Annotated in this window: 21 protein-coding genes and 1 other RNA gene (1 of these 22 running past the window's edge); all 22 read right to left on the bottom strand. The window is 60.3% G+C overall.

Features of this window, described 5'->3' with window-relative positions; all coding sequences use genetic code 11:
* Positions 1 to 48, bottom strand: a transfer-messenger RNA (tmRNA) gene (gene ssrA, locus SMC1_RS07060) (it extends 289 nt beyond the left edge of the window).
* A gap of 99 nt (positions 49 to 147) precedes the next feature.
* Positions 148 to 1,080 (bottom strand): hypothetical protein, encoded by a 933-nt coding sequence (locus SMC1_RS07055; RefSeq protein WP_119086071.1) that lies wholly within the window; start codon positions 1,078 to 1,080, stop codon positions 148 to 150.
* Between the two features lie 76 nt (positions 1,081 to 1,156).
* On the bottom strand, positions 1,157 to 3,364 hold the full coding sequence (locus SMC1_RS07050) for a diguanylate cyclase domain-containing protein (RefSeq protein ID WP_119086070.1): 2,208 nt from the start codon (positions 3,362 to 3,364) through the stop codon (positions 1,157 to 1,159).
* 143 nt (positions 3,365 to 3,507) lie between these two features.
* Positions 3,508 to 4,293: a YhfC family intramembrane metalloprotease gene (locus SMC1_RS07045; protein WP_119086069.1), complete on the bottom strand. Its 786-nt coding sequence runs from the start codon at positions 4,291 to 4,293 to the stop codon at positions 3,508 to 3,510.
* 28 nt (positions 4,294 to 4,321) lie between these two features.
* A complete protein-coding gene (locus SMC1_RS07040; RefSeq protein ID WP_119086068.1) occupies positions 4,322 to 4,756 on the bottom strand; it encodes a hypothetical protein in 435 nt (144 codons plus the stop codon).
* A gap of 451 nt (positions 4,757 to 5,207) precedes the next feature.
* Positions 5,208 to 6,074: a dihydroorotate dehydrogenase gene (locus tag SMC1_RS07035; protein ID WP_126855187.1), complete on the bottom strand. Its 867-nt coding sequence runs from the start codon at positions 6,072 to 6,074 to the stop codon at positions 5,208 to 5,210.
* The gene (locus SMC1_RS07030; RefSeq protein ID WP_119086066.1) at positions 6,062 to 6,769 is read right to left on the bottom strand and encodes an FAD-binding oxidoreductase; all 708 of its coding nucleotides are present in this window, start codon (positions 6,767 to 6,769) and stop codon (positions 6,062 to 6,064) included. The genes SMC1_RS07035 and SMC1_RS07030 overlap by 13 nt, the downstream gene beginning before the upstream one ends.
* A gap of 7 nt (positions 6,770 to 6,776) precedes the next feature.
* Complete coding sequence (locus tag SMC1_RS07025; RefSeq protein WP_119086065.1) at positions 6,777 to 8,030, bottom strand: adenylosuccinate synthase; 1,254 nt, start codon at positions 8,028 to 8,030, stop codon at positions 6,777 to 6,779.
* Positions 8,027 to 9,343, bottom strand: a complete 1,317-nt coding sequence (gene purB, locus SMC1_RS07020) for an adenylosuccinate lyase (protein ID WP_119086064.1) — start codon at positions 9,341 to 9,343, stop codon at positions 8,027 to 8,029. The genes SMC1_RS07025 and purB overlap by 4 nt, the downstream gene beginning before the upstream one ends.
* Positions 9,340 to 10,602 carry a phosphoribosylamine--glycine ligase gene (gene purD / locus SMC1_RS07015; RefSeq protein WP_119086063.1) on the bottom strand — a complete coding sequence of 421 codons (1,263 nt, stop codon included), beginning with the start codon at positions 10,600 to 10,602 and terminating at the stop codon, positions 9,340 to 9,342. Before purD ends, purB begins: the two co-directional genes overlap by 4 nt.
* A 9-nt stretch (positions 10,603 to 10,611) precedes the next feature.
* On the bottom strand, positions 10,612 to 12,150 hold the full coding sequence (gene purH / locus SMC1_RS07010) for a bifunctional phosphoribosylaminoimidazolecarboxamide formyltransferase/IMP cyclohydrolase (protein WP_119086062.1): 1,539 nt from the start codon (positions 12,148 to 12,150) through the stop codon (positions 10,612 to 10,614).
* Positions 12,147 to 12,776 carry a phosphoribosylglycinamide formyltransferase gene (purN, locus tag SMC1_RS07005; protein WP_119086061.1) on the bottom strand — a complete coding sequence of 210 codons (630 nt, stop codon included), beginning with the start codon at positions 12,774 to 12,776 and terminating at the stop codon, positions 12,147 to 12,149. The genes purH and purN overlap by 4 nt, the downstream gene beginning before the upstream one ends.
* Positions 12,773 to 13,801: a phosphoribosylformylglycinamidine cyclo-ligase gene (gene purM, locus SMC1_RS07000; protein ID WP_119086060.1), complete on the bottom strand. Its 1,029-nt coding sequence runs from the start codon at positions 13,799 to 13,801 to the stop codon at positions 12,773 to 12,775. Before purM ends, purN begins: the two co-directional genes overlap by 4 nt.
* Positions 13,788 to 15,209 carry an amidophosphoribosyltransferase gene (purF, locus tag SMC1_RS06995; protein ID WP_207799346.1) on the bottom strand — a complete coding sequence of 474 codons (1,422 nt, stop codon included), beginning with the start codon at positions 15,207 to 15,209 and terminating at the stop codon, positions 13,788 to 13,790. Before purF ends, purM begins: the two co-directional genes overlap by 14 nt.
* The gene (purL, locus tag SMC1_RS06990) at positions 15,206 to 17,416 is read right to left on the bottom strand and encodes a phosphoribosylformylglycinamidine synthase subunit PurL (RefSeq protein WP_119086059.1); all 2,211 of its coding nucleotides are present in this window, start codon (positions 17,414 to 17,416) and stop codon (positions 15,206 to 15,208) included. Before purL ends, purF begins: the two co-directional genes overlap by 4 nt.
* A complete protein-coding gene (purQ, locus tag SMC1_RS06985) occupies positions 17,397 to 18,113 on the bottom strand; it encodes a phosphoribosylformylglycinamidine synthase subunit PurQ (RefSeq protein ID WP_119086058.1) in 717 nt (238 codons plus the stop codon). The genes purL and purQ overlap by 20 nt, the downstream gene beginning before the upstream one ends.
* Positions 18,110 to 18,361: a phosphoribosylformylglycinamidine synthase subunit PurS gene (purS, locus tag SMC1_RS06980; protein ID WP_119086057.1), complete on the bottom strand. Its 252-nt coding sequence runs from the start codon at positions 18,359 to 18,361 to the stop codon at positions 18,110 to 18,112. The genes purQ and purS overlap by 4 nt, the downstream gene beginning before the upstream one ends.
* On the bottom strand, positions 18,358 to 19,074 hold the full coding sequence (gene purC, locus SMC1_RS06975; RefSeq protein ID WP_119086056.1) for a phosphoribosylaminoimidazolesuccinocarboxamide synthase: 717 nt from the start codon (positions 19,072 to 19,074) through the stop codon (positions 18,358 to 18,360). The genes purS and purC overlap by 4 nt, the downstream gene beginning before the upstream one ends.
* Positions 19,071 to 19,595: a 5-(carboxyamino)imidazole ribonucleotide mutase gene (gene purE, locus SMC1_RS06970; RefSeq protein WP_119086055.1), complete on the bottom strand. Its 525-nt coding sequence runs from the start codon at positions 19,593 to 19,595 to the stop codon at positions 19,071 to 19,073. The genes purC and purE overlap by 4 nt, the downstream gene beginning before the upstream one ends.
* A gap of 576 nt (positions 19,596 to 20,171) precedes the next feature.
* A complete protein-coding gene (gene infB, locus SMC1_RS06965) occupies positions 20,172 to 22,175 on the bottom strand; it encodes a translation initiation factor IF-2 (protein ID WP_119086054.1) in 2,004 nt (667 codons plus the stop codon).
* Positions 22,153 to 23,241, bottom strand: coding sequence for a transcription termination factor NusA (gene nusA / locus SMC1_RS06960; RefSeq protein ID WP_165849302.1), 1,089 nt, complete (start codon positions 23,239 to 23,241; stop codon positions 22,153 to 22,155). Before nusA ends, infB begins: the two co-directional genes overlap by 23 nt.
* Positions 23,231 to 23,680 (bottom strand): ribosome maturation factor RimP, encoded by a 450-nt coding sequence (gene rimP, locus SMC1_RS06955; RefSeq protein ID WP_165849301.1) that lies wholly within the window; start codon positions 23,678 to 23,680, stop codon positions 23,231 to 23,233. Before rimP ends, nusA begins: the two co-directional genes overlap by 11 nt.
* Positions 23,681 to 23,878 lie beyond the last annotated feature (198 nt).

Here is a 23,878-nt window from a genome sequence, read left to right as displayed (position 1 = left end):
CTACCTGCAACCCTGCACCACACGTATCTGTCGAACCCCAGCACCCCCACGTGGTTAGAGATGTCACATGATGATTATACCACAAATTGCACGTGCATTCTCGAAGAACACAGTCGTTCATTCGGCAGTTGAGTATTTTCATTATGACTATTTTCTGAGCAGTCTCACCGTGGAGGACCCACCCCAGTTCTTGGTGCAAAGCTTGTTGTTTGAACGGTGCATATCCAGGCGAGCCCGCCCAACGCTTCGATGCCAGCGTCCGGTCGGCACAAGATCCCCATACGATACTCTTAGATATTGAGCAAGACACCACAAGGCGTTGTTGTCATCCACGTCATTACTTATTTCATTGGTCGTTTCGAGGTGGGTAAGAAATCTTGTAATGAAATCCTCAAGTGTTTTTCCTGTTTCTCCTTGATAAGCTTCCAACTGTAATGTCTGGAAGTATTCATTAGGAGATGAGCCTATTTCTAATTGTCTTCTGCCTCCTAATGTCTTTCCTTGGCCTTGTTGAGGCATCATGGGTAAACTTTCAACTAATCCCACAGACCAGCCTGGAACGGCACAAATATGTCCATTATTGACTACTTCTGATTTGGTCTGTCCCCGATGATTGCTTGAATATTCTTGAGGAAAATATACAAGCTCGTCTGTATCTAGTGCCTGTCTTAAGGTATCCCATATCCAGACAGTTTTTTCGGTATTGACACGAACAGGGATGAGAGGATCAGAAGGAAAACGTCTGGTTTGGCGAATTTCACCTTCTGCTGCGTGTTTAAGAATAGCTGCTTTCATTCGGTCAATAAGAAGGGGTGTTGGCATTGCCATGGGTGTTAATTCTAAACGATCAAACCCTTGTGGCACTTTTCTGCCTACAAGCTCTCTATTATGATTAAAGAGTTCTACAACCTGTTCTTGGGTTGGTATTGGATACTCTTTTCCATCTATTCCAATCACCCCAATGCTTTGTGATTTCGGAAGAAGGGTGAGAATGCCGGTGCGGTTTAAGGCGGTAACGCAACGGGCATATTCCCTTTCAACAGGAAATACTGATACCGTTTTATTTGTAAGAGCGGACATATGAATTGTCACCCTTTTAGGACAACTATGTAAGGGCCGCTGGGTTTTCTTTCAACACGGCGGCTCATTCGACAGGCTAGAAAGCCGACCACAGGCGCCATGCCCCCTTCCCCGTTCGCTTGATCAAATACATGGCGTCGTCAGCACGCTTTATCAACTCCTGGCTGCTGCGCCCGTGCTCCGGGAACAGAGCGACACCGACTGATATGCTGACCGATATCGGGCCTTCAGTGATCGTGAGCGGTTCATTGAGTGATGCGACTACTTTGTCCGCCATCGACGCAATGCTTCTCACATCCTTCACGCCGGGCGCAGCGACGACGAACTCGTCTCCCCCGACGCGTGCGACGTAGTCCGCGTCTCGAAAGACGGAGAGCAGGCGTGCCGCGACAGCCACAAGAACACGGTCACCGGCATCGTGCCCGTACACGTCGTTCACTTTCTTGAAATCGTCGAGGTCGGCGAAGAACAGGGCGATGTTGTTGTCTTCGAGTGTCGCCAACCGAATGTTCTCGTCGAGGACCCTCTCGAGAAAGCGCCTGTTGGACAGTCCTGTCAGGCTGTCGTGTTCGGCCAGCCAGGAAGATGCGAGAGCCGCCTTCTCAACCTGCTCTTTCTCTCCCGATATGGTCTGATTCATCTCATTCAGCCGGATCATGATGCGTGCGTTCTCGACAGCGATCGCGGTGAACGAGGCAATAGCCTCCAGCATCTCGATGATATCGTCCGAATATGCATGGTCTCGGGCACTCTGCACCGTCATCACACCAACAATGTCATTCTCCCTGAACAGCGGAAGATACAGAATTGTCTCCGACCTGACCGGCGCCGACCCAAACGTAATGGTTGGCTTGTCGCCGATTGCTGACCGCGCATCATCTGACGTTGCATAGTAGAGGACGCGCTTCTCCCGCACGCAGAGCGCAGCGAGACTGGACTCGTCGCTCAGAAAGACCGACGATGCCTTCTGCAGGACACCAGACTCGATCAATCCAGGAAACTCGATCTCCCCCGAATCGGGGCTGTAGATGCCAAATCCCAGCGACTTGAGGTCGATCGACGCTGAGAGTTCGTTCCACATCCGCATGAGGATGTCCCTGGGTTCGAGGCTCTGCGTGAGACTCCGCCCGATACGAGTCACGATCCGGAGACGCTCGTTTGCGGATTCGAGTCCCTCGCGTCGAATCTTCTCGCCTTCGGCTTCACGCTTCACTTTCTCAAGCCGATATCCGGTTGCCAGTTCGGCCAGCATCCTGGCCGCCTCCGAACTCGACCATGCATGTGCCGCTTCGACCGATTTCAGGAGGTCGTGATACGCCTCGTCGAAGCGATTCATAGCAGCTTTGGCAGTGGAGAGCGATTCGAGAGCAGAGGGCAACAGGTCTCCCATCCTGTGGCTGTCGGCTATCTCGACCGCCATCTCATAGTGACGGATCGCCTCTTCCAGACGGCCAAGGTTCAGTTCGATGCGTCCACGGGCAAGCAGTGACCCCACCTCCTGCAGGGGAAAACCACAACTCCTGCTCAGCCGGAGAGCCTCTTCGATGACAGAGAGCACTTCGGCTTCGTGACCACGATCCGCGAGAATGGAGCCGAGACGAACGCGCGCTTCCACCTCGGAGACCGTATTCCCAACCATCGTAGCAGTCTCGAGACTCCGGCGGTACGATCGTTCTGCGTCCTCTATTCGACCGCTCCTGGACTGTGCTTCTGCGAGGTTGTAGTAGACGTCGATGGCATATCTGCTTTCGCCGGCCAGTTCCGGGATGAGCCCCTCGGCCTCCGACTCGAAGGACAGCGCCTGAGCGGCATCCCCCATAAGAAGGGAGGCCTCCCCGAGGTTGACGAGGAAATGGCCTATGTCACTCTTCAAACCTATTTCCCTGGCCTTCTTCAGGCCCTCTGCGAACTGCTCTATGGCATCATGGTACCGTCCGAGTCGCGAGAATATCGCCCCATATCCATTCCGGAACTTGATCGCAAGGTTTGGAAGATTGTACTCCTGCGCGATCTGGTCGCCATGCTCGAATTCTTCCATGGCGCTGTCATACTCGCTGAGATTGTAGAGACAGAAGCCCGCAAGGTACCGGGACAGGCCCTGCCAATATGGACTCTTCGCATCGCCGGCTTTCGCGTAGATCTCGTCTGCCATGGTTTTTGCCACGCGGGCGTCCCTGTCAGACAATGCAAAAGCCTTGTCGTACAGCCGCTGCAGTTCGTCCGGGAGAGAGTCCCCCGGACTGCTTCCGTCACATTCTACGTTCTCGCCCACGTCCGTTTTCATTATTTTAGTATATCCCTACCGACGTTTTCTCCATCATTCTGTGGCAGAGCGTGGGTCCCCGCCTTCGCGGGGACGACAGAGAAGGAAAGTATCAGCTGGGCCGGAAGACACAGAAAATCTACGTTGTCTAGGAAGCCGGCGGTTCAACTCTGTTCAGAATCGAGAGGCTCCTTTTCGATGAAGAGTCTCTTTGATTTCAGGATCCACACGAGACTTGCAGCCGCGAATACCGCCAGGTAGGTTTCCGCAACAAACGTTCCCCCAACCAGCGTGTTTCTTGCAAACATAATTGCGCCAAAGTCCAGAAGAGTATGAAGGGCGATGGCAAGGAGAAGGAACGTACTCCTCCTGGACTTGATTCCGTAGAGGACGACGAGTGATAGACCGACCTGGACCACAAAAGCGAGCACCCTTTCAATACCGCCAACGACAAACAGTGAAGGGGCAGTATCTACCAGAGCCGAGATGACGGATTTTGAAAGTTGGGGAGGCGCTTTCCCCGCGTTTATCAAGATTGAGAATATGAAGTAATTCAAAAATGTTGTTCCAACAAGAAGTACTGACTCAAGTCCTCCATGTCCGATGCCATAAGCGATACCGCCTTCCCAGTCCAGATGCTTTCGTAAGAAGAGTCTAAACCCAACATATCGCCCAATTTCCTCAAATAGTCCTGCTGAAAGCGCGATCAACAAGAGTGAAATGATTGGATAGCTCAGAGAAAATGCCTGATACCATAAATTCTGTTGTAGATATCCTAGCAACGGGATTCTCGTCAGAATTTGAAAGACAAGGAAGACAACCGCACCTACCGCCACTGCTTTCCATGCAAATCGCAATTTCTTGTGCAGGACAACCGCTGCCACAAGAGGAAGCACGAAGCTCAACAACAGACTAATCGACATGAAGATGATTGATGAAGTTCTTACCATTTAGGCACTCTCCCGTTTGCTCAGAGCACTACTTGCCACGAAGTTTTTGAGAGTCGCACCATTCGCCGGCTATTTTCTTCTGTCCACCAACGTCGTTGAAAGAGATGGTGACTTTGACCTGCTCTTCATTTGTGAACTTTGCCACGTACTGAACGGTGGTACTTCCTTTCGATTCAACTGCTGCTGAGAACTTCTTCGATCCCGCAACGTATTCGCCGATCTTTCCTCGAATCGGGTCTATGATCAACAGTTCAAACTTGTCTTTTGGGATAGCTTTCAGCATCGTCTCATCCATATCCTTCGCCCACATGTCATAGTTTCTCTCAGTTTCAGCGACGAGCACATTCTCTACCATCCCATCTGCAAAGCTCACATCACTTTCCTTCAGGGCTTTTACAGAACAGCCAGTCAACACGACACCTGCAATAAGCAGGACCGCCAAAACAGCCACAACTTTCTTCATGCCATCCCTCCTGTTTACATTCAATTATTGTCGTAGCAACGATCGTCGTGAGAACACAACATGACGTAGAGACTGAGAAAGTCTGACGTCTTCTTGTCAGGATAGAAGACCAGGGATACGTCCCCCTCAACCGACACCAGACCCTTCCCTGCCAATCTTACCCTCTTCATTACTACATATAACTTGTAAATCCATGCGTTCTCTTGTCAAGAGTACCATGACACTCGATTTGGCAGAATACTGGCATGCCTATGGGATACAGAATGTCAACCAGCTACGAATGGCAGGTGTACTTCTCTACGACAAGATGTGGGTCCCCGCCTTCGCGAGGACGACAGAACAGGAGCACAGAGAAGTCACCCAAGGCTTGTCTCTCCCGCGCAGGTGGGAATCCATCCTTGCGTCATCGTGTGGGTTCCCGCCTCCGCAGGAACGGGAGAGCCATGGCTCCTCAGGAAGACCCCGTCGCGAATTCATGCGCGATGGTGCAGACCTCCGCCGGGTCCTGCAGGGTATGCAGTCCCATGCCCACCAGATCGGCCCCGGCGCACCGGAACTCCAGCACATCATCAGCAGTCCACGCTCCGCCCATCCCGATGATGGGGAGGTGAGTCAGGGAACGGACAGCCAAGATCTTGGCGAGGGTCAAAGGCTTGAGCGCAGGGCCCGAGAACCCTCCGGTGACCCGGGCAAGGAACGGCTTCCCTGTCGCCACATCGAAGCGCGCGGCGTGGGGACAGTTGAACAGCGCAAGAACGTCGACACCTGCTTGCTCGCATGCGCGCACGACCCCCGCGACGTCGGGGACCTCAAAGGGCAGTTTGGCGGCGACTGGCCTGTCGGGGAAGGCGCGGCGCACCGCCACCACCACATCATGAACGGCTTGCGGATTGGCTCCGATGACACCACACGATGCTTCCACGTTGGGACACGAGAGATTGAGCTCGAGGAGGTCGAACCCCTCAACGCCGGCAAGCGTCCGCGCCATGTCCTCGAACTCGTTCACGGTCTCGCCCGCGATCGAGAGAAACAGATGCGTCGGAAACGGCAGCAGGGTCGGGTACACCGTGTCCAGGAACGCTACGATCCCCGGGTTCTGCAACCCGATGGAGTTGATGAGACCGAACCCAGTGTCCACCAGACGTGGCGGCGGATTGCCGATGCGGGCATGGGGTGTGATTGTCTTGGCCGTGAACGCGCCCAGAGCCGTGAGGTCGTAGCGTTCGCGCAGTTCGGTCCCGAAACCGCCGGGACCTGCGGGGATGATGACTGGACTCACAACATCGAGGCCGGCAACAGCAACTGTCAGTCCTGCCATGTCCACGACACCTCCCCCTCGGGGAACACCGGTCCGTCGGAGCACACCAGCGCCACGCTGCCTTCCCGCCGCCGGACAGGGCAACCCTTGCACAACCCCTCGCCACACGCCATGCGCTCCTCCAGGGAGACCCAGATGGGACCACCTCGATAGCGGTTGGCAAGCACGCGCAGCATGGATGATGGGCCGCAGGCGAACACCGGACCTGCACTGCGGCTCGCCAGAAATGCATCGGTCACGAACTGCGGTTTCACCGTGACCACCGTCCCGGCCGGGAGGAGCGGAGCCAGGAAGGCCTGTTCTGCAGCACTCGCGACCCCGGCGTAGAACCCGGCCACCGGGCGTGTCGCTGCCACGAACAGCAGCGGGGCCACACCGCATCCTCCCCCGACAAGGAGTGGTGCAGGCAACTCAGGAAACCCGTTGCCCAGCGGCCCCTTGATCTGAACCGTCGCGCCCGGCTGAAGCCGCAGGAGCTGATCCCACAGCAGTCCTCTGCGCCGGATGAGGAAGCTCGTCGTGCCAGCCTCGCGGTCCTGCGCACAGATCGAGAACGGGCGGGGGACAACAGGCCAGTCCCCCACCTTGAGCATCGCAAACTGGCCGGGACGCGCGGCCGCGCGCCAGTCCACTGTAAGCAGCAACAGAGAGCGGTCAGTGGAAAACGACATCTGCCGGACAACGACGTCTGTCACGCGAGCCTCAGATATTCATGATGAGTCTACTCTTGGTCTCCATCTCATCCGTGTGAGGGCCGTAAGAGATGTACGTGATAGGCACGCTGACCTGTTCTTCGATGAAGGTCATGTACTTGAGGAAGTTGACGTCATCTGTCGTCCGCCAGCCAGGCAGCTCCTCGTAGACAGGTTCGGCAACAAAGAAGTCGTGCGAGGTCGACGGGACGTCGCGCACAACCCCGCCGATGCGGTAGCTGGTGCACACCCGGACGGTCTTCAGCCCATTGAGCACGTCGGCCTTGGTGATGACAAGACTGGTGAGTCCCGACCGGATGGCAGCATACCGCAACGCCGGCAGATCCAGCCACCCGATACGGCGTGGGCGGCCGGTCGTAGCGCCGTACTCTTTTCCCCTCTCGCGAATGCCCTGTGCCACGTCAGTATCGTCTTCACTGGGGAAAGGGCCCTCTCCCACACGGGTCGTGTAGGCCTTGAGGACGCCGGCCACGTCGTCCAGCTCGAAGGTCGAGAACCCGACAGACGAGACGCCGTGGGCCATGCAGGACCCCGAGGTGACAAACGGGTACGTCCCAAAGTCCAGATCGAGCAGCACTCCCTGCGCCCCTTCGAACAACACCGACGTGCTGCGGAAGATGTGCGCCATGTCAACCGCTCCGGTAACCTGAACTCCCAGCTCCAGCAACCGGTCCCGTTGACGCATGAGGAGTCCGGCAAGCTCTGCCGGCGGCATGGAAAACTGGCCTCGATACAGGTTCTGCTTGATGACCCAGGAGTTCTCCAGACGTTCCGTCAGCATCTTCTCATCAAACAAATGACACAGCTTGATCCCTTCGCGGGACGCCTTGTCGGTGTAGGCCGGGCCGATGCCGCGGCCGGTCGTGCCGATGGGTTCAGCGCGCATCGCTTCCAGCAGCTGGTCCTGCTGCTTATGCCAAGGCAGCACCAGGAAGACTTCTGGGTCGACGGCGAACTTGGTCCCCACACCGGGAAAATCCTTTGCCAGCACTTCCACCTCTGCCACAAGCTGCTCCAGATCGACGACCATGCCGGCGCCAAGGAAACCGCGGCCTGTTCCGTCGGGCAGGATGCACGGCAACAGGTGATTGATGTACTTCTTGTCCCCCACATAAATGGTATGGCCTGCATTGGCGCCCCCTGCGAAGCGGACGATCCACTCGAAGTCCTTGGCGAAGTAGTTGACGACCTTGCCCTTGCCTTCGTCGCCCCACTGGGCGCCGACCACTGCGACACGTTTCATGATTGTTCCTCCTTTGCATTGTCCAGGCCGAACCGCGCATAGACGGGGCCGATGTTCCTCAGGTAGTACTGTGGGTCAAAGAGAGCATCCAGTTCTGCCGGGCTCATCAGCGTGGTGATGCGTGGCTCCGCCAGGCAGAGCTGGTGAAAGTCCGCGTTCCCCTCCCATGCTGCCAGGGCCAGGCGCTGGACGAGTGTGTATGCATCCTCGCGACTCATCCCGCCCCGCACCAGTGCCAGCATGACACGCTGCGAATACACGAGACCATGCGACGCAGCAAACGTCGCCTGCATCGCCTCGGCATCCACGACGAGCCCGCGCATCAGCCAGATGACACGATCCAGCATGTAATAGGTGGTCATGACTCCGTCGGGCAGGATGACCCGCTCCACCGACGAGTGTGAGATGTCACGCTCCTGCCAGAGCGCCACGTCCTCAAAGGCTGCCGTCATGTAGCCTCTCAGCAGACGCGCCATGCCACAGAGGCGCTCACAGACAATGGGGTTCTTCTTGTGCGGCATGGCGGACGAACCCCGCTGACCGACCTTGAACGGTTCCTGCGCCTCGTGCACTTCGGTGCGCTGCAAGAGCCGGACCTCAGTCGCCATGCGCTCGACCTGGGCGCCTACCAGGGCGAGAGCGGCCATGAATGCCGCATGCTGGTCGCGCGGAACGATCTGGGTAGAGCATTTCGCCCGCCGCAGCCCCAGGTTCTTGAGAGCAATGTCCTCAACACGCGGGTCAATGTTGGCGTAGTTGCCAACTGCGCCCGAAATCTTACCACAGGCCACTCCATCTGTCGCTGCCGCCAGCCGCTCCTCGTTGCGTTCCGTCTCGGCGAGCCAGGACAGGAACTTGAGTCCAAATGAAGTGGGTTCGGCGTGGACGCCGTGCGTACGGCCGACCGTCACCGTCGTCCGGAAACGCGATGCCTGCCCGGCCAGGACACTCCTCAGTTCGCCCAGCTGGGCAAGGACGAGCTGTCCCGACCGTTTGAGCGCAATGCCCAGCGCCGTGTCCACGACGTCCGATGAAGTCATCCCCAGGTGGAAGAAGCGGGCGTCGTCCCCCATGTCACGGGTGGTCGACTTGATAAACGCGATGACGTCGTGGTCGACGGTCGCCTCGATGGCGTGGATGTCCTCGACGTCGAGCACTGCCGTACGGCGGACGCGGTCTGCCGTTCCAGCAGGCGCCACACCCAGTTCCTCATACGCTGCAGTGACCGTGCATTCGACCTCAAGCCAGCGCTCGTATTGCGCCTGCTCGGTCCAGAGGTCCCGGACCGGTGGAAGTGCATACCGTTCGATCATGTCTGCTCACCTTCCCTTGTTGCGTCCATTCCGGACGCGATATCTGTACGCCACTGCGCACCCTCGAAGTGGATGGCGTTGACGCCCGCATATGCCCGCGTGCGCGCTTCGGCCATGGTCACACCGATGGCCGTGACCCCCAGCACCCGGCCTCCCGCTGTCACCGTGTGACCGTCCTCCTGCCGTGTCCCGCCGTGAAACACCAGAACGTCCTGCGGAACTGTGTCCAGGCCACGAATGGTCATGCCGGTAACCGGCGCCGCCGGGTATCCCCGGGAAACCATCTGGACGCAGACCACCGTCTCGCCCCGCCATTCCAGCCGCGCATCCGCCAACCGCCCCTCGGCGCACGCCACCAGCGCCGGCACCAGGTCCCCCTGGATCCTCGGCATGAGGACCTGGGTTTCCGGGTCGCCGAACCGGCAGTTGAACTCCAGGACCTTGGCACCGTCCTGCGTCACCATGCAGCCCGCATACAGAACACCGCGGTAGTCGATCTGCTCATCGGCGAGTCCTGCGAGCACTCTCAGCATAATATGTTCGTACGCGTCACGCTGGACGGCGGACGTCACATCCGGCACCGGAGAGAAGCTGCCCATGCCACCCGTGTTGGGTCCCACGTCACCGTTCCCTGCGCGCTTGTAGTCGCGCGCGGGGGCAAACAGCAGGACGGTCTTTCCATCACAGAGGAACAGCAGGGAACACTCGCGACCCCTGAGAAACTCCTCGAGCACCAACGGACCTCGACCACCCAGACTCTGAATGGCCGTCACAGCCTCACCCTGGGTTGTCGCGATGACGACCCCCTTGCCGGCGGCCAGGCCGTCCGCTTTCACAACGAGTGGAAACCCCATATCTCCCACATGTGCCAGCGCAGCCCCCACATCTTCGCAACGAATTCCACGAGCCGTCGGGATTCGATGCCGTTCGCAGAACTCTTTGGCGAAGGATTTGCTCCCCTCGAGCCGTGCCCCCGCCGCTCCTGGACCAACGACCAGCAGACCCCGGGCACGAAGGACGTCGGCGATCCCCTTCGTAAGTGGTTCCTCCGGCCCGACGACGACCAGGCCGACCTTGTGCCGCACGGCGAACTCGGCCAGTCCAGACGTGTCATCCGAACGCATCGGGACGCAGGTCGCACATCCGGCGATACCCGCATTGCCGGGTGCCACCCAGACACGTTCTACCAGCGCACTCTGCCGGATCTTCCATGCCAGCGCATGTTCCCTTCCACCACTGCCAACGATGAGGATATCCATGGACGCAGCCTAGTGCCGGAAGTGCCGTATGCCGGTAAACAGCATCGCGATGCCGGCTTCGTCTGCAGCGGCGATCGATTCGGCGTCCTTGACAGATCCGCCAGGCTGGATGATGGCGCGGATTCCTGCAGCGGCCGCTGCCTGGACAGAATCCGCAAAGGGGAAGAACCCGTCTGAAGCCAGCACTGCCCCTGAAGGAGGAGTCGTCGCCTGCCGGATGGCGTCCTGCAGTGCCCAGATGCGGTTGGTTTGCCCAGGGCCGACGCCGATCGTGCCCCCACCTTTGGCCAGAACGATTGCATTGGACCTGGCATGTTTGACGACTCGCCAGGCAAGCAACAGGTCTGCCTGTTCCTCAGCGGTCGGTCGACTGAGCGTAACAACCCTTGGTTCGTCCTTCAGCAGCAGCACGTCCCGGTCCTGTACCAGGAGCCCGCCGCGCACGTCACGCAGCGCAACCTCATCCTGTCCTGGCGCAACCACAGCCACTTGCAGAACCCGCAGGTTCTTCTTCCGCCCCAGAATCTCGAGCGCATCGCCAGTGAACCCTGGGGCAAGAAGGATCTCGAGGAAGAGCTCGGCCATCTTCGCCGCCAGCGGAGCATCGACGGTCCCGTTCGCGGCGACGACACCTCCGAAGATCGAGACTGGGTCCCCGTCGCGAGCTTTCCTCCAGGCCGTCATCAGATGAGGACCCGTGCCGACACCGCACGGGATGCCATGCTTCACGGCGACGACGGTCGGCATGTCACTGGGAAATTCGGTGAGACAGGCAAGCGCCGCGTCCGCGTCGCCGATGTTGTTGAAGGAGAGCTCCTTGCCATTCAACTGCTGTGCCGCTGTCACCGATCCGGCAGCGGGGACGGGGTCCACGTAGAGGGCGGCGGCCTGATGTGGGTTCTCGCCGTACCTGAGCTGCTGCTGCCGGTCCCAGGTGAGCGTGAGTTGCTCGGGGAAGCGGACGCCCAGCTGCCCTCCAAACCACCCCGCAATGAAGGAGTCGTATGCGGCTGTATGCCGGAACGCGCGGGCAGCCAGCTCACGCCGTGTCGCCACGCTCGTATCCCCATCCCGTTCGAATTCGGCCAGGACACGGCCATAGTCGGCCGGGTCCACGACGACCGTGACGGCCGCGTGGTTCTTGGCGGCTGCGCGGATGAGCGACGGTCCTCCGATGTCCACCTGTTCCACGGCTTCGTCCCACGTGACGCCGGGGCGCGCGACCGTCTGACGGAACGGGTACAGGTTCACCACGACGAGGTCCACCGGGACCACACCGAGTTTTGCAATCTGCTCCATGTGCGCGGGCACGTCCCTGCGCGCAAGGATGCCGGCATGCACCGCCGGGTGCAGTGTCTTGACGCGCCCGTCCAGGCATTCCGGGAAACCGGTCACGTCACTGACCGCCGTCACCGGGACCCCTTCGGCCGCAAGAATGGACGCAGTTCCGCCAGTGCTTACAATCTCCCATCCCATACTCACGAGACGCCAGGCCAAGTCAACCACGCCAGTCTTGTCCGAGACACTGATGATTGCGCGTCGTTTCATTTCTTCTCCTCTCCCATGATATGAACCTGTCGCCCCTGAACGGACAGTCGCCCACTGCAGTACAGTGCCACGGCCTGTGGCAGCAGCCGGTGCTCGACGACGAGCACGCGCGCGGCCAGTGTCGCCGCATCGTCCGTATCGAGCACGTTCACCGCCTCTTGCAGAATGACAGGCCCGGAGTCGGTTCCTTCGTCGACGAAGTGCACGGTCACACCGGTCAGTTTCACCCCGGCGTCCAAGACGGCCTGATGCACGTGCTCTCCATAGAAGCCGTGTCCACAGAACGCCGGAATCAGCGACGGATGGACGTTGATGATGCGGTTCCGATACGTCGTCACCGTCACACCGTCCACCATACTTAGATAGCCCGCGAGCACGAGGAGATCGACCCGGTGCTCCGCCAGAGCGGTTGCGAGCGCGCTGTCGTACGAAGCCCGTCCACATCCCCGCCTGTCGATCAGCAGTGCCGCGACACCATGGCGGCGTGCCCGTTCCAGCACTGGCGCGAGCCTGTCCGCGATGACGACGGCCACGGTGGCATCCGGTATCTCTCCCTGTTCCACTGCCGTCATGACCGCCTCACAGTCAGTACCATTGCCCGACGCCAGGATGGCGATGCGCGTCATCGGCAAAGCTCCACCCCGGGGACCCCGGGAACGATGCGACCGACAGCACGCGCCCCGTCGCCGGCAAGAGCCCTGCACACACTGTCCACGGAAGCCTCCGGAACGATGAACACAAACCCCAGACCCATGTTAAACGTCTGATAGCGCTCCTGTTCCTCGAGCATGCCCAGCCGCGTCAGCCAGTCGAACACGGGGGGCGCCTGCCAGGCATGGATGTCCACTTCCACCCGCAGCCCTTCCGGGACGACGCGCGGGATGTTGCCCAGGAGTCCTCCCCCGGTAATGTGCGCCATCCCACCGATGGAGGCTGCTGCGCGTGCCCGCGCCGCCGCGTCCACATAGATGATCGTCGGCTCGAGCAGTTCCTCTCCAACCGTACGACCGAGCTCGGGCACATACGTGCCGACGTCCAGATGGTACTGGTCGAACACGATGTGCCGCACGAGCGAAAAACCGTTGCTGTGCAGTCCAGACGATGGGAGACCGACAAGGACGTCGCCTGCATGCACGGTGTGTCCATTGACGATATGGCTGCGGTCGACCAGTCCCACGCAGAACCCGGCAAGGTCATACTCGTCGACAGGATAGAAACCCGGCATCTCGGCCGTCTCGCCGCCCACAAGCGCGCAGTGTGCCTGGCGGCAGCCTGCCGCCACTCCCCCCACGACATCGGCGACGCGCTCGGGGACCAGCCGGCCGAGAGCGATGTAATCCAGGAAGAACAGGGGAACGGCGCCCATAGCTGCCACGTCGTTGGCACACATCGCGACGCAGTCGATCCCCACCGTGTCGTGGCGGCCAGTCATGAAGGCGATCTTGAGTTTGGTCCCCACTCCGTCGGTCCCTGCAACGAGGACCGGTTCGGCCACCCCTGCCAGATTGGGCTGGAAGCAGCCCCCGAACCCGCCGATGTCCCCCAGGACACCAGGCGTCACCGTCGAAGCGACGGCTTTTCGCATCAGGTCGACTGCGCGGTCGCCGGCAGCAATATCTACGCCCGCCTGCTGATAGCTATTTCGTTGCATGCTCCACCTCTGCCTGTTCAAGTCCCAACTTGTTTCCCTCGTCGGGGACCTCCATGGGATACTGGCCGCTGAAACATGCGTCACAGCTTCCATTCCCCCCGACTGCTTCCCGCAGACCCCTGATGCTCAGGTACGCAAGCGAGTCCGCGTCCACTTTTTGGCAGACTGCGGCGACATCTAGACCGGCAGCGATCAGCTCGCCGCGTGACGGCGTGTCGATGCCGAAGTGGCAGGGACACACGATCGGCGGAGACGCCACGCGCAGGTCGATTGCCACAGCTCCCGCCGCCCGCAGTTTCCGGATGAGCCGCAGGATGGTCGTCCCTCGCACGATGGAGTCGTCGACCAGCACGACCCGCTTGCCACGGACAACATCCACAAGGACACTGAGTTTGAGGTCGACACCTGCCGCCCGAAGCGCTTGTTCGGGCTGGATGAATGTCCGCCCGACGTAGCGATTCTTCACAAACCCCTCGGCAAATGGGATCCCTGACGTCTCGGCATACCCGACTGCTGCCGATATTCCTGAATCGGGCACCGGGACGACAATGTCGCCGCGCGCCGGCGCTTCGCGAGCGAGCAGGCTGCCGGCACGCTTGCGCACGACGTACATCGTACTGGCTCCCATCACACTGTCTGGACGCCCGAAGTAGATGAACTCAAAAATGCACAGCCGCTCCGGTCGCGCTAGTCCCGACAGGTGACTCATCACTCCGCTGCGATTCAGTGTCACGACCTCGCCCGGCTCCACGTCCCGGACGAGTGTCCCGCCGACAGCGTCGAAGGCACAGCTCTCGGAGGCCAGCATCCAGCTATCTTCGCTACGCCCGATGCTCAGAGGACGGATACCGTCCGGATCGCGTACGCCGATGAGCGTGTCAGGAGTCATGATGACGAGGGCGTAGGCGCCACGTATGACGCGCATGGCGCTGAGTACAGCCTCCACGATGTTCCCCGTGTCAGCCCGCGCCACCAGGTTGGCGATGAGTTCGCTGTCGATGGACGTTTCAAAGATGACGCCCTCCTGTTCCAGTGTTGCACGCAGGGATGGGGCGTTGACCAGGTTTCCGTTGTGGGCAAGAGCCAGCGCACCACCTCGGTAGCGGACAACCAGTGGCTGTGCATTGACGACCAGGCTCCGCCCGCTGGTCGAGTACCGAACGTGTCCGCATGCCATCGACCCGGGGAGTGTTGCAAGGCGCTTCTCGTCGAAGACCTCCGACACCAGCCCCATGGCCTTGTGGTGCAGGATCTCGTTCCCTGTGCTGACGGCGATCCCCGCGCTCTCCTGGCCCCGATGTTGCAAGGCATAAAGACCATAGTAGGTGGCGCGGGCGGCTCGGGTCTGCGGACCGCCGACAATACCAAAAACCCCACATTCCTCGTGCAGACCGCTCATGCCTCTCATACGCTCATCACCTGCGGCAGCGAGCCGCTCCAGGCGGCGGCAAGATCAACAACCGGCGCACGGACGAGTGATTTGCCTGAGACGTCGATGTTCAGTAACGTTCCTCCTGTCGTCCCCAGCACGGCGAGCGGGACGCCCATCTCGACGGCCGCGTCCACGAGCGCCTGCAGGTCGCCAGCACCGACCGTGACGACAATCCGTGACGGCGCCTCGCCAAAGAGGAGCGCATCCGGACGTATCCCAGCCGGCAGGGAGAGATCGGCTCCCATCTGCCCACTGATGCAGGACTCGGCAAGCGTCACAGAGAGACCTCCATCGCTCACGTCATGCGCCGACCGGATCAACCCACGACGTATCCCGGTCAGACACAGCTCCTGAACTTCTTTCTCGCGCTCCAGATCGAGAAGTGGAACACGCCCGGCCCTCCTGCCCGTCGCCACCCGGACATACTCACTGCCGCCGAGTTCATCCGTATTCGCACCCAGCAGGACCACGACGCTGTCCGGTTCGCCAAACCCCTGCCGACAGATGTGAGCAAGGTCTTCGACGACGCCGACCATGCCGACGACAGGCGTGGGCACGATCGCCGACGCGCCGGTTTCGTTGTAGAAGCTGACGTTACCACCGATCACGGGGATCCGCAGCTTCCGGCAGGCCTCGCTCATGCCAACGACAGCCTGGCTGAACTGCCAGAACACCTCCGGCTTCTCGGGATTGCCAAAGTTGAGACAGTCCGTGAGGGCCAGCGGCTTTGCCCCGCTGCAGACCAGGTTCCGTGCCGCCTCGGCCACTGCCATGGCTGCGCCCGTCGCCGGGTCCAGCAGGCACATCCGTCCCGGCCCGTCGATCGTCAGGGCGATGCCGTGGTCTGTCCCATCCACACGCAGGACAGCAGCATCTGATCCGGGGCCGATGACCGTGTTGGTGCGCACCACGCTGTCATACTGGCGGTACACCCATTCCTTGCTGGCGATCGTCGGTGTCCCCAGCAGCGCCGTCAACGTTCCGGTCCAGTCGTCCTGTTGCTGCAAGCGTGTCACGTCCAGGTCGAGCAGGTCGTCCTGCCATGCCGGCCGCACCGCCTCGGGGTGCCGGAGGGGCGCCTGTTCAGCCAGTGCCTTGGCAGGGACCTGTCCCACGACAACGTCCCCGTTGCGGATGGTCAGCATGCCATCATCCGTCACCCGTCCGATGACCGCGGCGTTCAGGCCCCACTTGTCGAAGATGCACTGTACTTCTTCTTCGCGCCCCTGGTGCGCAATGACCAGCATGCGTTCCTGCGACTCCGAAATCATGACCTCGGCAGGGACCATCCCGTCCTCGCGACGCGGTACCAGGGCAACGTCCAGATCAATCCCCATGCCACCCCGAGCCGCTGTCTCGCAGCTTGCCGACGTCAGCCCTGCTGCCCCGAGGTCCTGGATGCCGACCACCGCGTCCGTCCGGAACAGCTCCAGGCATGCCTCGAGCAACAGCTTCTCGAGGAAGGGATCACCCACCTGAACGGCGGATTTGCGTTCCTGCGAAGCGGCCGTCAGGTCCACCGAGGCGAAGCTGGCGCCACCCATGCCATCGCGGCCGGTCGTAGCACCGACGAGGATGACGGGGTTACCGACCCCTGTGGCTGCGCCGCGCTTGATGTCGGTGTGCCGGATAATCCCCACGCACATCGCGTTCACCAGGCAATTGCCTGTGTAGGAGTCGTCGAACCCGACCTCTCCCGCCACCGTCGGGATGCCCATGCAGTTGTCATAGTCGCCAATCCCCTTCACAACACCCCTGAACAGTGAGCGCTGCCGCGCCTCCCCGAGGTCGCCGAACCGCAGCGAGTCCAGCATGGCTACGGGCCGCGCTCCCATCGTGAAGATGTCCCTGATGATGCCGCCCGAACCTGTGGCCGCCCCTTGGTACGGCTCGACCGCAGAGGGGTGGTTGTGGCTCTCAACCTTCATGACCACCGCCAACCCGTCTCCAATGTCGACGATGCCGGCGTTCTCGCCTGGCCCCTGCAACACGGCTGCTCCCGTCGTGGGGAACAGGCGCAGCAGCGGGCGCGACGTCTTATAGCTGCAGTGCTCGCTCCACATGACGCCGAAGAGGTCCAGCTCCAGGTCTCCAGGTTCGCGTCCGACGAGTTCGACGATGCGCGCGTACTCCGCATCCGTGAGGCCGACGCGTGCAGTCCGTTCAGCACCGGGAAGCTTCATGCTGCCTCCTTTCGAGTTCCTGGACCATGGACTGCAGGATGAACAGACCGTTGGTCCCACCCAGCAACTCCTCCGCCGCCCGCTCGGGATGTGGCATCATGCCGGCCACATTGCCCTGCCCGTTGATGATGCCCGCAATGTTTGCGACCGAGCCGTTTGGATTGTGCTGCTCGTCCACCGTGCCGTCCGGGGCGCAATAGCGAAGGATCACCTGTCCCCGCTGTTCCATGACAGCCAGCGTCGCTGCGTCCACGGCATAGTTACCGTCGCCATGAGCAATGGGCAGCCGGAGCACCTGCCCGTTCTGGCAGCAGCGCGTGAACGCAGTGTCCGCATTCTCGACGCGCACCGGTACGGTGTCACAGAGAAAGGTCAAGTCGCGGTTGCGCAGCAAGGCGCCCGGCAACAGCCCTGCTTCTGTGAGCAGCTGGAAGCCGTTGCAGATACCCAGGACCATGCCTCCCCGGCCGGCAAACCGGACCACCGCCTCCATGAGCGGCGCGAACCGCGCGATGGCTCCCGGCCGCAGGTAGTCACCGTATGAGAAACCGCCCGGCAGGATCACGCCGTCGAAGCCAGACAGGTCCGTCTCGCGATACCAGAGATACTCGACATCCCTGCCAAGAACATCGTGAAGAGCGCGGTACGCATCCACGTCGCAGTTGGAACCGGGGAAGACGGCAACCGCGAACCTCATGCGCCCTCGTCCAAGATGGTGCAGGAATATGCCTCGACAACGGTATTGGCGAGGAGCTGTTCACTCATGCATGTGAGCGCTGCGAGTGCTGCCGTGTGATCGCCCTCCGGCAGCTCCAGGTCGATGACCTTGCCTACCCGGACCGCGCGAACGCCGGCAAACCCGAGCGTGTGGAGTGCCTGCTCGACGGCCGTCCCCTGGGGGTCGGCGATCCCCTTCTTGGGGCTGATCAGGACTCGGGCCTTCATTGCGTCCTCCCAGCCAGCAGGCGACGAAGGACTTCATGATAGCCCTCCTCGACCCCACCCAAGTCGCGACGGAAGCGGTCCTTGTCCAGCTTCTTTCCTGTGGCGCTGTCCCAGAAACGGCAGGTATCCGGCGAGATCTCATCAGCAAGGAGGATCGCTCCGTCTGCACGCCCGAACTCCAGCTTGAAGTCGACCAGGGTGATGCCCGCTGCCGCGAAGCGTTCCTTGAGCAGGGCGTTCACCTCCAGCGCCAGCCGCCGGAGGTCCGCCACTTCGGCGTCCGTGGCGGCGCCCAGCGCCCGGATGTGGTCCTCGTTCACCAGGGGATCTCCCAGCTCATCGTTCTTGTAGCTGAGCTCGATGACCGGCGTTGCAAGTCGTGCCCCTTCCGCAATACCCAGACGCTTGCTCATCGACCCTGCGACGATGTTGCGCACGATCACCTCGAGCGGGATGATGTGCACCCGCCGCACAAGCATCTCCCGATCACTCAGACGCTGGATGAAATGATTGGCGACGCCGGCTGCCGCGAGCATGGCAAACAGGTACGAGGACATCTCGTTGTTCATAACCCCCTTGTCCGCAATCGTCCCTTTCTTGACGCCGTTGAATGCTGTCGCATCGTCCTTGAATTCGATGATACAGCGTGTCGGATCGTCCGTACCATATACCCGCTTGGCCTTGCCCTCGTACAACAGTTCCTTGCGTGTCATGCTGGACCTCCCTGTTCAGTCTCGGCTGTACTGCAGTAGTGCTCACGGATCGCCTTGTCCTTGCTGCCCACCTCTTCCGCCAGGTGTTGTCTCTCCTCCACAAGCCGTGCCGCGACCCGCGCGTCCCCCAGTCCCACAATCTGCAACGCCAGCAGAGCAGCGTTCTTCGCACCGTCGATAGCGACCGTCGCCACTGGCACGCCGCCCGGCATCTGCACGGTAGCAAGCAGAGCGTCCAGGCCCCCCAGACCAGGCGCACTGATTGGAACGCCGATGACCGGCAGGGTCGTGGATGCGGCCAGAGCGCCGGCCAGATGGGCGGCCTTGCCCGCTGCCGCTATAATGACTTGCACGCCGCTGGCACGAGCGCCCCGGGCAAACTCCAGAGCCGCCTCGGGCGTGCGGTGCGCCGAAATGACACGTGCTTCCCAGGTAACGGGAAAGGAACGGAGCATGGCAAAGGCCTGCTCCAGGACGGGCAGATCTGCGTCACTGCCCATGACGATGACAATCTGTGGCATGATAGCCTCCTCGCTGATATGCGGTCAGGAAATGGAAAAACCCCGGTCGCTTGGATTCAGGGCAGCCGGGGTGGTCTCGTCTGGTTGGTATGAGGTCGGAGTCTTTCCCCGGATAGAGGGACAGACCCCACTGTCTCATGGCAGTGGTACCTGGAGAAGGCGCTGGTCTTCCAGCAGGGGATGGGGTAAAGGTGGAATTCGGGTGACGGTAGTGGTCGCTGATTGTAGAAGTTCAGCCAAGACCATCAAGTGTTCTCCTTTGAACAGGTGGCTCAGTTTCCCACCCGGAATGGTAACATATATATGTTATCCGACGTCTTCCGCGTTGTCAACCCAGACCGCGAATGTCCCGTAATAGAGGTTCGAGTGTCCATTCATGGCACAGAGCCACGTTTCCGGGATGAAGACACTGTGAACAGACTGCCTCCTAGCGTGCTCCCGTCGCCCCTGAGTGCCCTTCTCCGTCGTTCCCGCGAAGGCGGGAACCCACACCGGTCGTCTGGCATGAAAAACGCGCCGGACGATGAACGCCCGGCGCGGTGGTTGTCGTTCAGCTAAAATGTGGAAGACCGTGCCTTACGGCTTCTTCTCCTCCATCACCAGGGTTTCGATGATGTCGTCGACCTTGAAGTCATTGAAATTCTGCAGGCCCATACCACACTCGTAGCCCTTGAGGACTTCCTTTGCGTCTTCCTTGAAGCGCTTCAGCGAGGAGATGCTGGAGTTGGCATACACGACGACGGCGTTGCGGACAACGCGGGCCTTGGCACCGCGGATGATCTTGCCATCCTCAACCAGACAGCCGGCGATGGCGCCGACACCTGTGATCTTGAACACGTCCTTGATGTGGGCACGACCCTGCACGATCTCTTCGAAGACCGGCTTGGTCAGCCCGGCGATCATCTTGTCGATGGAGTCGCCCAGTTCGAAGATAAGATCATAGGTGCGGATCTGAACCTTCTCGGTTGCGGCGACCTTGAGCGCTTCGGCCAGAGGGACGACGTTGAAGCCAACGATAACAGCGTTGCTGGCGGAAGCCAGCAGGACGTCGGACTTCGTGATACCGCCGGTGCCCTCGTGCAGGATCTCGAGCGGAATGGTCTTGGTCTTGACCTTCCTCAGCTCGAACTTGACGGCGTCCAGTGTGGAGAGCGCGTCGGCCTTCAGGATGAGGGTGAGTTTCTTCTTCTCCAGCGCCTCTTCTTCGTTGAACAGGTCGTCCAGCGTCAGTGGTTTCTTCTGTTCCTGCGCCAGGAACGCAAGGCGCTCCTTCTGCCGCTTCTCGTCGATGATCATGCGGCAGGAGTCCACGTCTTCCACCATATGGAAGACCTCACCGGCCTCGGGCAGTTCCGACAGGCCCATAACCTCGATGGGCATGAGTGCCTTCGCTTCGCGCAGGTTCGCGCCTGCCTCGTTGGTCATGCGCTTGATCTTGCCAACACAGTCGCCGACGCGGATGTCGTCACCGACATGGAGCGTGCCGGTCTGCACAAGCAGGCGAGTCAGGACGCCGATGTTCTTGTCGACGCGTGCCTCGATGACGGAGCCGGACGCTTCGACGGAGGATCGGGTCTTGAGTCCTGCCATCTCCGCCTGCAGGAGGATCATGTCCAACAGTTCGTCCACACCCTTGCCGGTCTTGGCAGACACGGGAAGGAAGACGGTGTCTCCACCCCAGTCGTCTGGCTGCAGACCACGGTCCGCCAGCTGCTGCTTGACGCGCTCGGGGTTCGCCTCGGGCTTGTCGATCTTGTTCATGGCAACAATGATCGGGACTTTGGCCGCCTTCGCGTGGTCAAGCGCCTCGAGGGTCTGTTCCTTGACACCCTCTTCAGCGGCGACGACCAGGATGACCACATCGGTGACCTGCGAGCCCTTGAGACGCATTGAGGTGAATGCCTCGTGGCCGGGAGTATCGATGAAGATGATGGTCTTGCCCTTGATCTGGACCTCGTAGGCGCCGATCTTCTGGGTGATGCCACCCTTCTCGCGGCTGGCGACGCTGCTCTTGCGGATGAAATCCAGCAGGGTCGTCTTGCCATGGTCGACGTGGCCCATGACCGTCACGACAGGCGGACGCGTCTCGAAGGACTTCATGAACTTCTCCGACGGCTGGACATAGTTCTCGCCGAGGATACGGGCGAGGTAGTCGGCGTCACTGGGGTCCAGCAGACCGCACTCGCGCACTGGGATACCATTCTTGAGCATCATGGTGTTGACCTCGTGCTGCTTGAGGTCAAACTGCTTGGCAAAGGCCGTATAGGTGACAGACTCGACAAATGCTTTGGGCTTCTCTACAGTGATGACAGGTTCGACCGGTGCGGGAGTAGGTTTCTCCTTCTCCTTTTCAGGTGCGGCCTTAGGGGTCGCCTTGGCTGCCTTTGGGGCCTCTTTCTTGACCTCCGACGAGGCGGCCTTCTCCTTGTCGACAATCTCCTTGACAAGGTTTGCCGTTTCTTCTTCGATTGTGCCGACCACGCCCTTCCCCGGGATTCCCAGCTCAGCCAGGATCTCCAGCATGCGTGCCGACTTCAGATTCAGTTCTTTAGCGAGCTCATAGATTCGTACTTTCTTCATGCGTCTCACCTGCCTCACGCGTTGGGGCCGCTTGTGGCTGCCCTTCCTCTATCTGAACGAGTTCCACCTTCGCATCCAATAACCGCTCTACGAGCCGGACGTTGACCCCGCCCTTACCCAGGGCGACGGGGAACGCCTCGGCAGTGGCGTGCACCACGAAGGTGCCGTCCTCCGGCCTGCGTTCTGCGTCCAGCACCTTGGCTGGGCTGAAGGCGTTGATTGCGTATTTTGCGGGGTTTGGATCATATCGGATGACATCGATGTGCTCAAACGCGATCTCACGCGATACTGCACGGATGCGTCCACCCATCGGCCCAATGACTGCGCCCACGGGATCGATCTTGGGGTCGCGGCTGAAGACGGCGACCTTTGCGCGCTGGCCCGGCTCGCGGACGATGCGCTTGACCTCGACGAGACCTGAGCCGACCTCAGGGACCTCAAGCTCCACGAGACGCTGGATGAAGTCCGGATGCGACCGCGTCAGGACCACGCGCGGTCCCTGCGCCGACTTGTCGACCGACAGGATGAGCGCCTTGGCGACACCCTGAAAGCGCAGCCGTTCGCCGGGAATCTGCTGATCCTTCGGCATGATCCCTTCGCACCGGGCAAGGTTGATAAGCAATCCCTCCTTGTTCTGGCGGAGGACCTCGCCGTTGACCAGCGTGCCCACCTGCGAGTGAAAGCGCTCATAGACCAGATCGTTCTCACGTTCCTTGATCTTGTCATCGATGAACTTGCGTGCCTTCACGATCACCGACAGCGGAAGCTGCTCGATCTTGACCTGGATGAGCACGTCGTTCCCGGTCTTCGCCTCTGGTTCCGCCTTACGGGCGTCCTTCAGCGTGATCTCAGTGTCGCTGTCCGTGACCTTGGCCACAACCGTCTTGCGCGAATAGAGCCGGACAAGGCCGGTCCCCGTGTCAGCCTTCACCAGGAAGTTGTCTTTCTGGTACTGCTGCTGGTATGCCGCCTCGAAGGCTTCCTTGATCGCCGTCACGATGTATTCCCTGGAGATTCCCCGTTCCTTCTCCAGTTCGTAGATGGCACTCTGGATCTCATCCCTCACACGCACCTCCCAATATCTCGTCCCACAACGAGATCTTCGTCACCTGCCGCATATCGAACACGCGGTCTACGCCGAGCACCGTCACGTGCAGGCTGTCCCCGTCCGATGCTCCCAGAGTTCCGATGATCGGCTCCCTGGACTCCTTGGTCGCCACGCGCACGAACCTGCCAGCGAAGAGCTCTAACTCCCACGCCGTCTTGAGAACGCGGTCCAGTCCGGGGCTTGTCACCTCGAACGCAGGCAGATAGTCGTCGCCATACAGCTCAATGAACGCATGACTGATTGCCCGGCTGACGCTCTCGAGCTCATCGACCGAGATGTCTCTCCCGGGCGTCATGAGCACAACGCTCGCCATGCCCGGAGCGTTCTCAATGGCGACGAGCGTGGTATTGCTCTTTGCCACTTCCAGCAGCACAATATCCTCAAACCTCGTGTCCATACATCTCTCCATGTGAAACAAAAAAGTGGCTCGCTCACGCGCCCACTTTTCGCTTTCCACTAATATGAAACGTCCGAAAGCAGAGCTTCCGGACGTCATGTCGCTCAGTTACGTGTCACGTTCATGACATTACATTTAACAGTATACCTATGAATGTCGGAATGACAACCTCAATTTCCTTTACAACTTGGCGGGCCC

Source organism: Candidatus Cryosericum septentrionale (assembly GCF_003570995.1).
Taxonomy (GTDB): Bacteria; Caldisericota; Caldisericia; order Cryosericales; family Cryosericaceae; genus Cryosericum; species Cryosericum septentrionale.
The sequence above is the reverse complement of the archived record's forward strand: the minus strand, read 5'-3'. Positions and strand labels throughout refer to the sequence as shown.

Coding starts and splice junctions, on each gene's coding strand:
- SMC1_RS07055 (WP_119086071.1), bottom strand. CDS start 1,080: ATGTCCGCTCTTACAAATAAAACGGTATCAGTATTTCCTGTTGAAAGG.
- SMC1_RS07050 (WP_119086070.1), bottom strand. CDS start 3,364: ATGAAAACGGACGTGGGCGAGAACGTAGAATGTGACGGAAGCAGTCCG.
- SMC1_RS07045 (WP_119086069.1), bottom strand. CDS start 4,293: ATGGTAAGAACTTCATCAATCATCTTCATGTCGATTAGTCTGTTGTTG.
- SMC1_RS07040 (WP_119086068.1), bottom strand. CDS start 4,756: ATGAAGAAAGTTGTGGCTGTTTTGGCGGTCCTGCTTATTGCAGGTGTC.
- SMC1_RS07035 (WP_126855187.1), bottom strand. CDS start 6,074: ATGGCAGGACTGACAGTTGCTGTTGCCGGCCTCGATGTTGTGAGTCCA.
- SMC1_RS07025 (WP_119086065.1), bottom strand. CDS start 8,030: ATGAAACGTGTCGCAGTGGTCGGCGCCCAGTGGGGCGACGAAGGCAAG.
- purB (WP_119086064.1), bottom strand. CDS start 9,343: ATGATCGAACGGTATGCACTTCCACCGGTCCGGGACCTCTGGACCGAG.
- purD (WP_119086063.1), bottom strand. CDS start 10,602: ATGGATATCCTCATCGTTGGCAGTGGTGGAAGGGAACATGCGCTGGCA.
- purH (WP_119086062.1), bottom strand. CDS start 12,150: ATGAAACGACGCGCAATCATCAGTGTCTCGGACAAGACTGGCGTGGTT.
- purN (WP_119086061.1), bottom strand. CDS start 12,776: ATGACGCGCATCGCCATCCTGGCGTCGGGCAATGGTACTGACTGTGAG.
- purM (WP_119086060.1), bottom strand. CDS start 13,801: ATGCAACGAAATAGCTATCAGCAGGCGGGCGTAGATATTGCTGCCGGC.
- purF (WP_207799346.1), bottom strand. CDS start 15,209: ATGAGAGGCATGAGCGGTCTGCACGAGGAATGTGGGGTTTTTGGTATT.
- purL (WP_119086059.1), bottom strand. CDS start 17,416: ATGAAGCTTCCCGGTGCTGAACGGACTGCACGCGTCGGCCTCACGGAT.
- purQ (WP_119086058.1), bottom strand. CDS start 18,113: ATGAGGTTCGCGGTTGCCGTCTTCCCCGGTTCCAACTGCGACGTGGAT.
- purS (WP_119086057.1), bottom strand. CDS start 18,361: ATGAAGGCCCGAGTCCTGATCAGCCCCAAGAAGGGGATCGCCGACCCC.
- purC (WP_119086056.1), bottom strand. CDS start 19,074: ATGACACGCAAGGAACTGTTGTACGAGGGCAAGGCCAAGCGGGTATAT.
- purE (WP_119086055.1), bottom strand. CDS start 19,595: ATGCCACAGATTGTCATCGTCATGGGCAGTGACGCAGATCTGCCCGTC.
- infB (WP_119086054.1), bottom strand. CDS start 22,175: ATGAAGAAAGTACGAATCTATGAGCTCGCTAAAGAACTGAATCTGAAG.
- rimP (WP_165849301.1), bottom strand. CDS start 23,680: ATGGACACGAGGTTTGAGGATATTGTGCTGCTGGAAGTGGCAAAGAGC.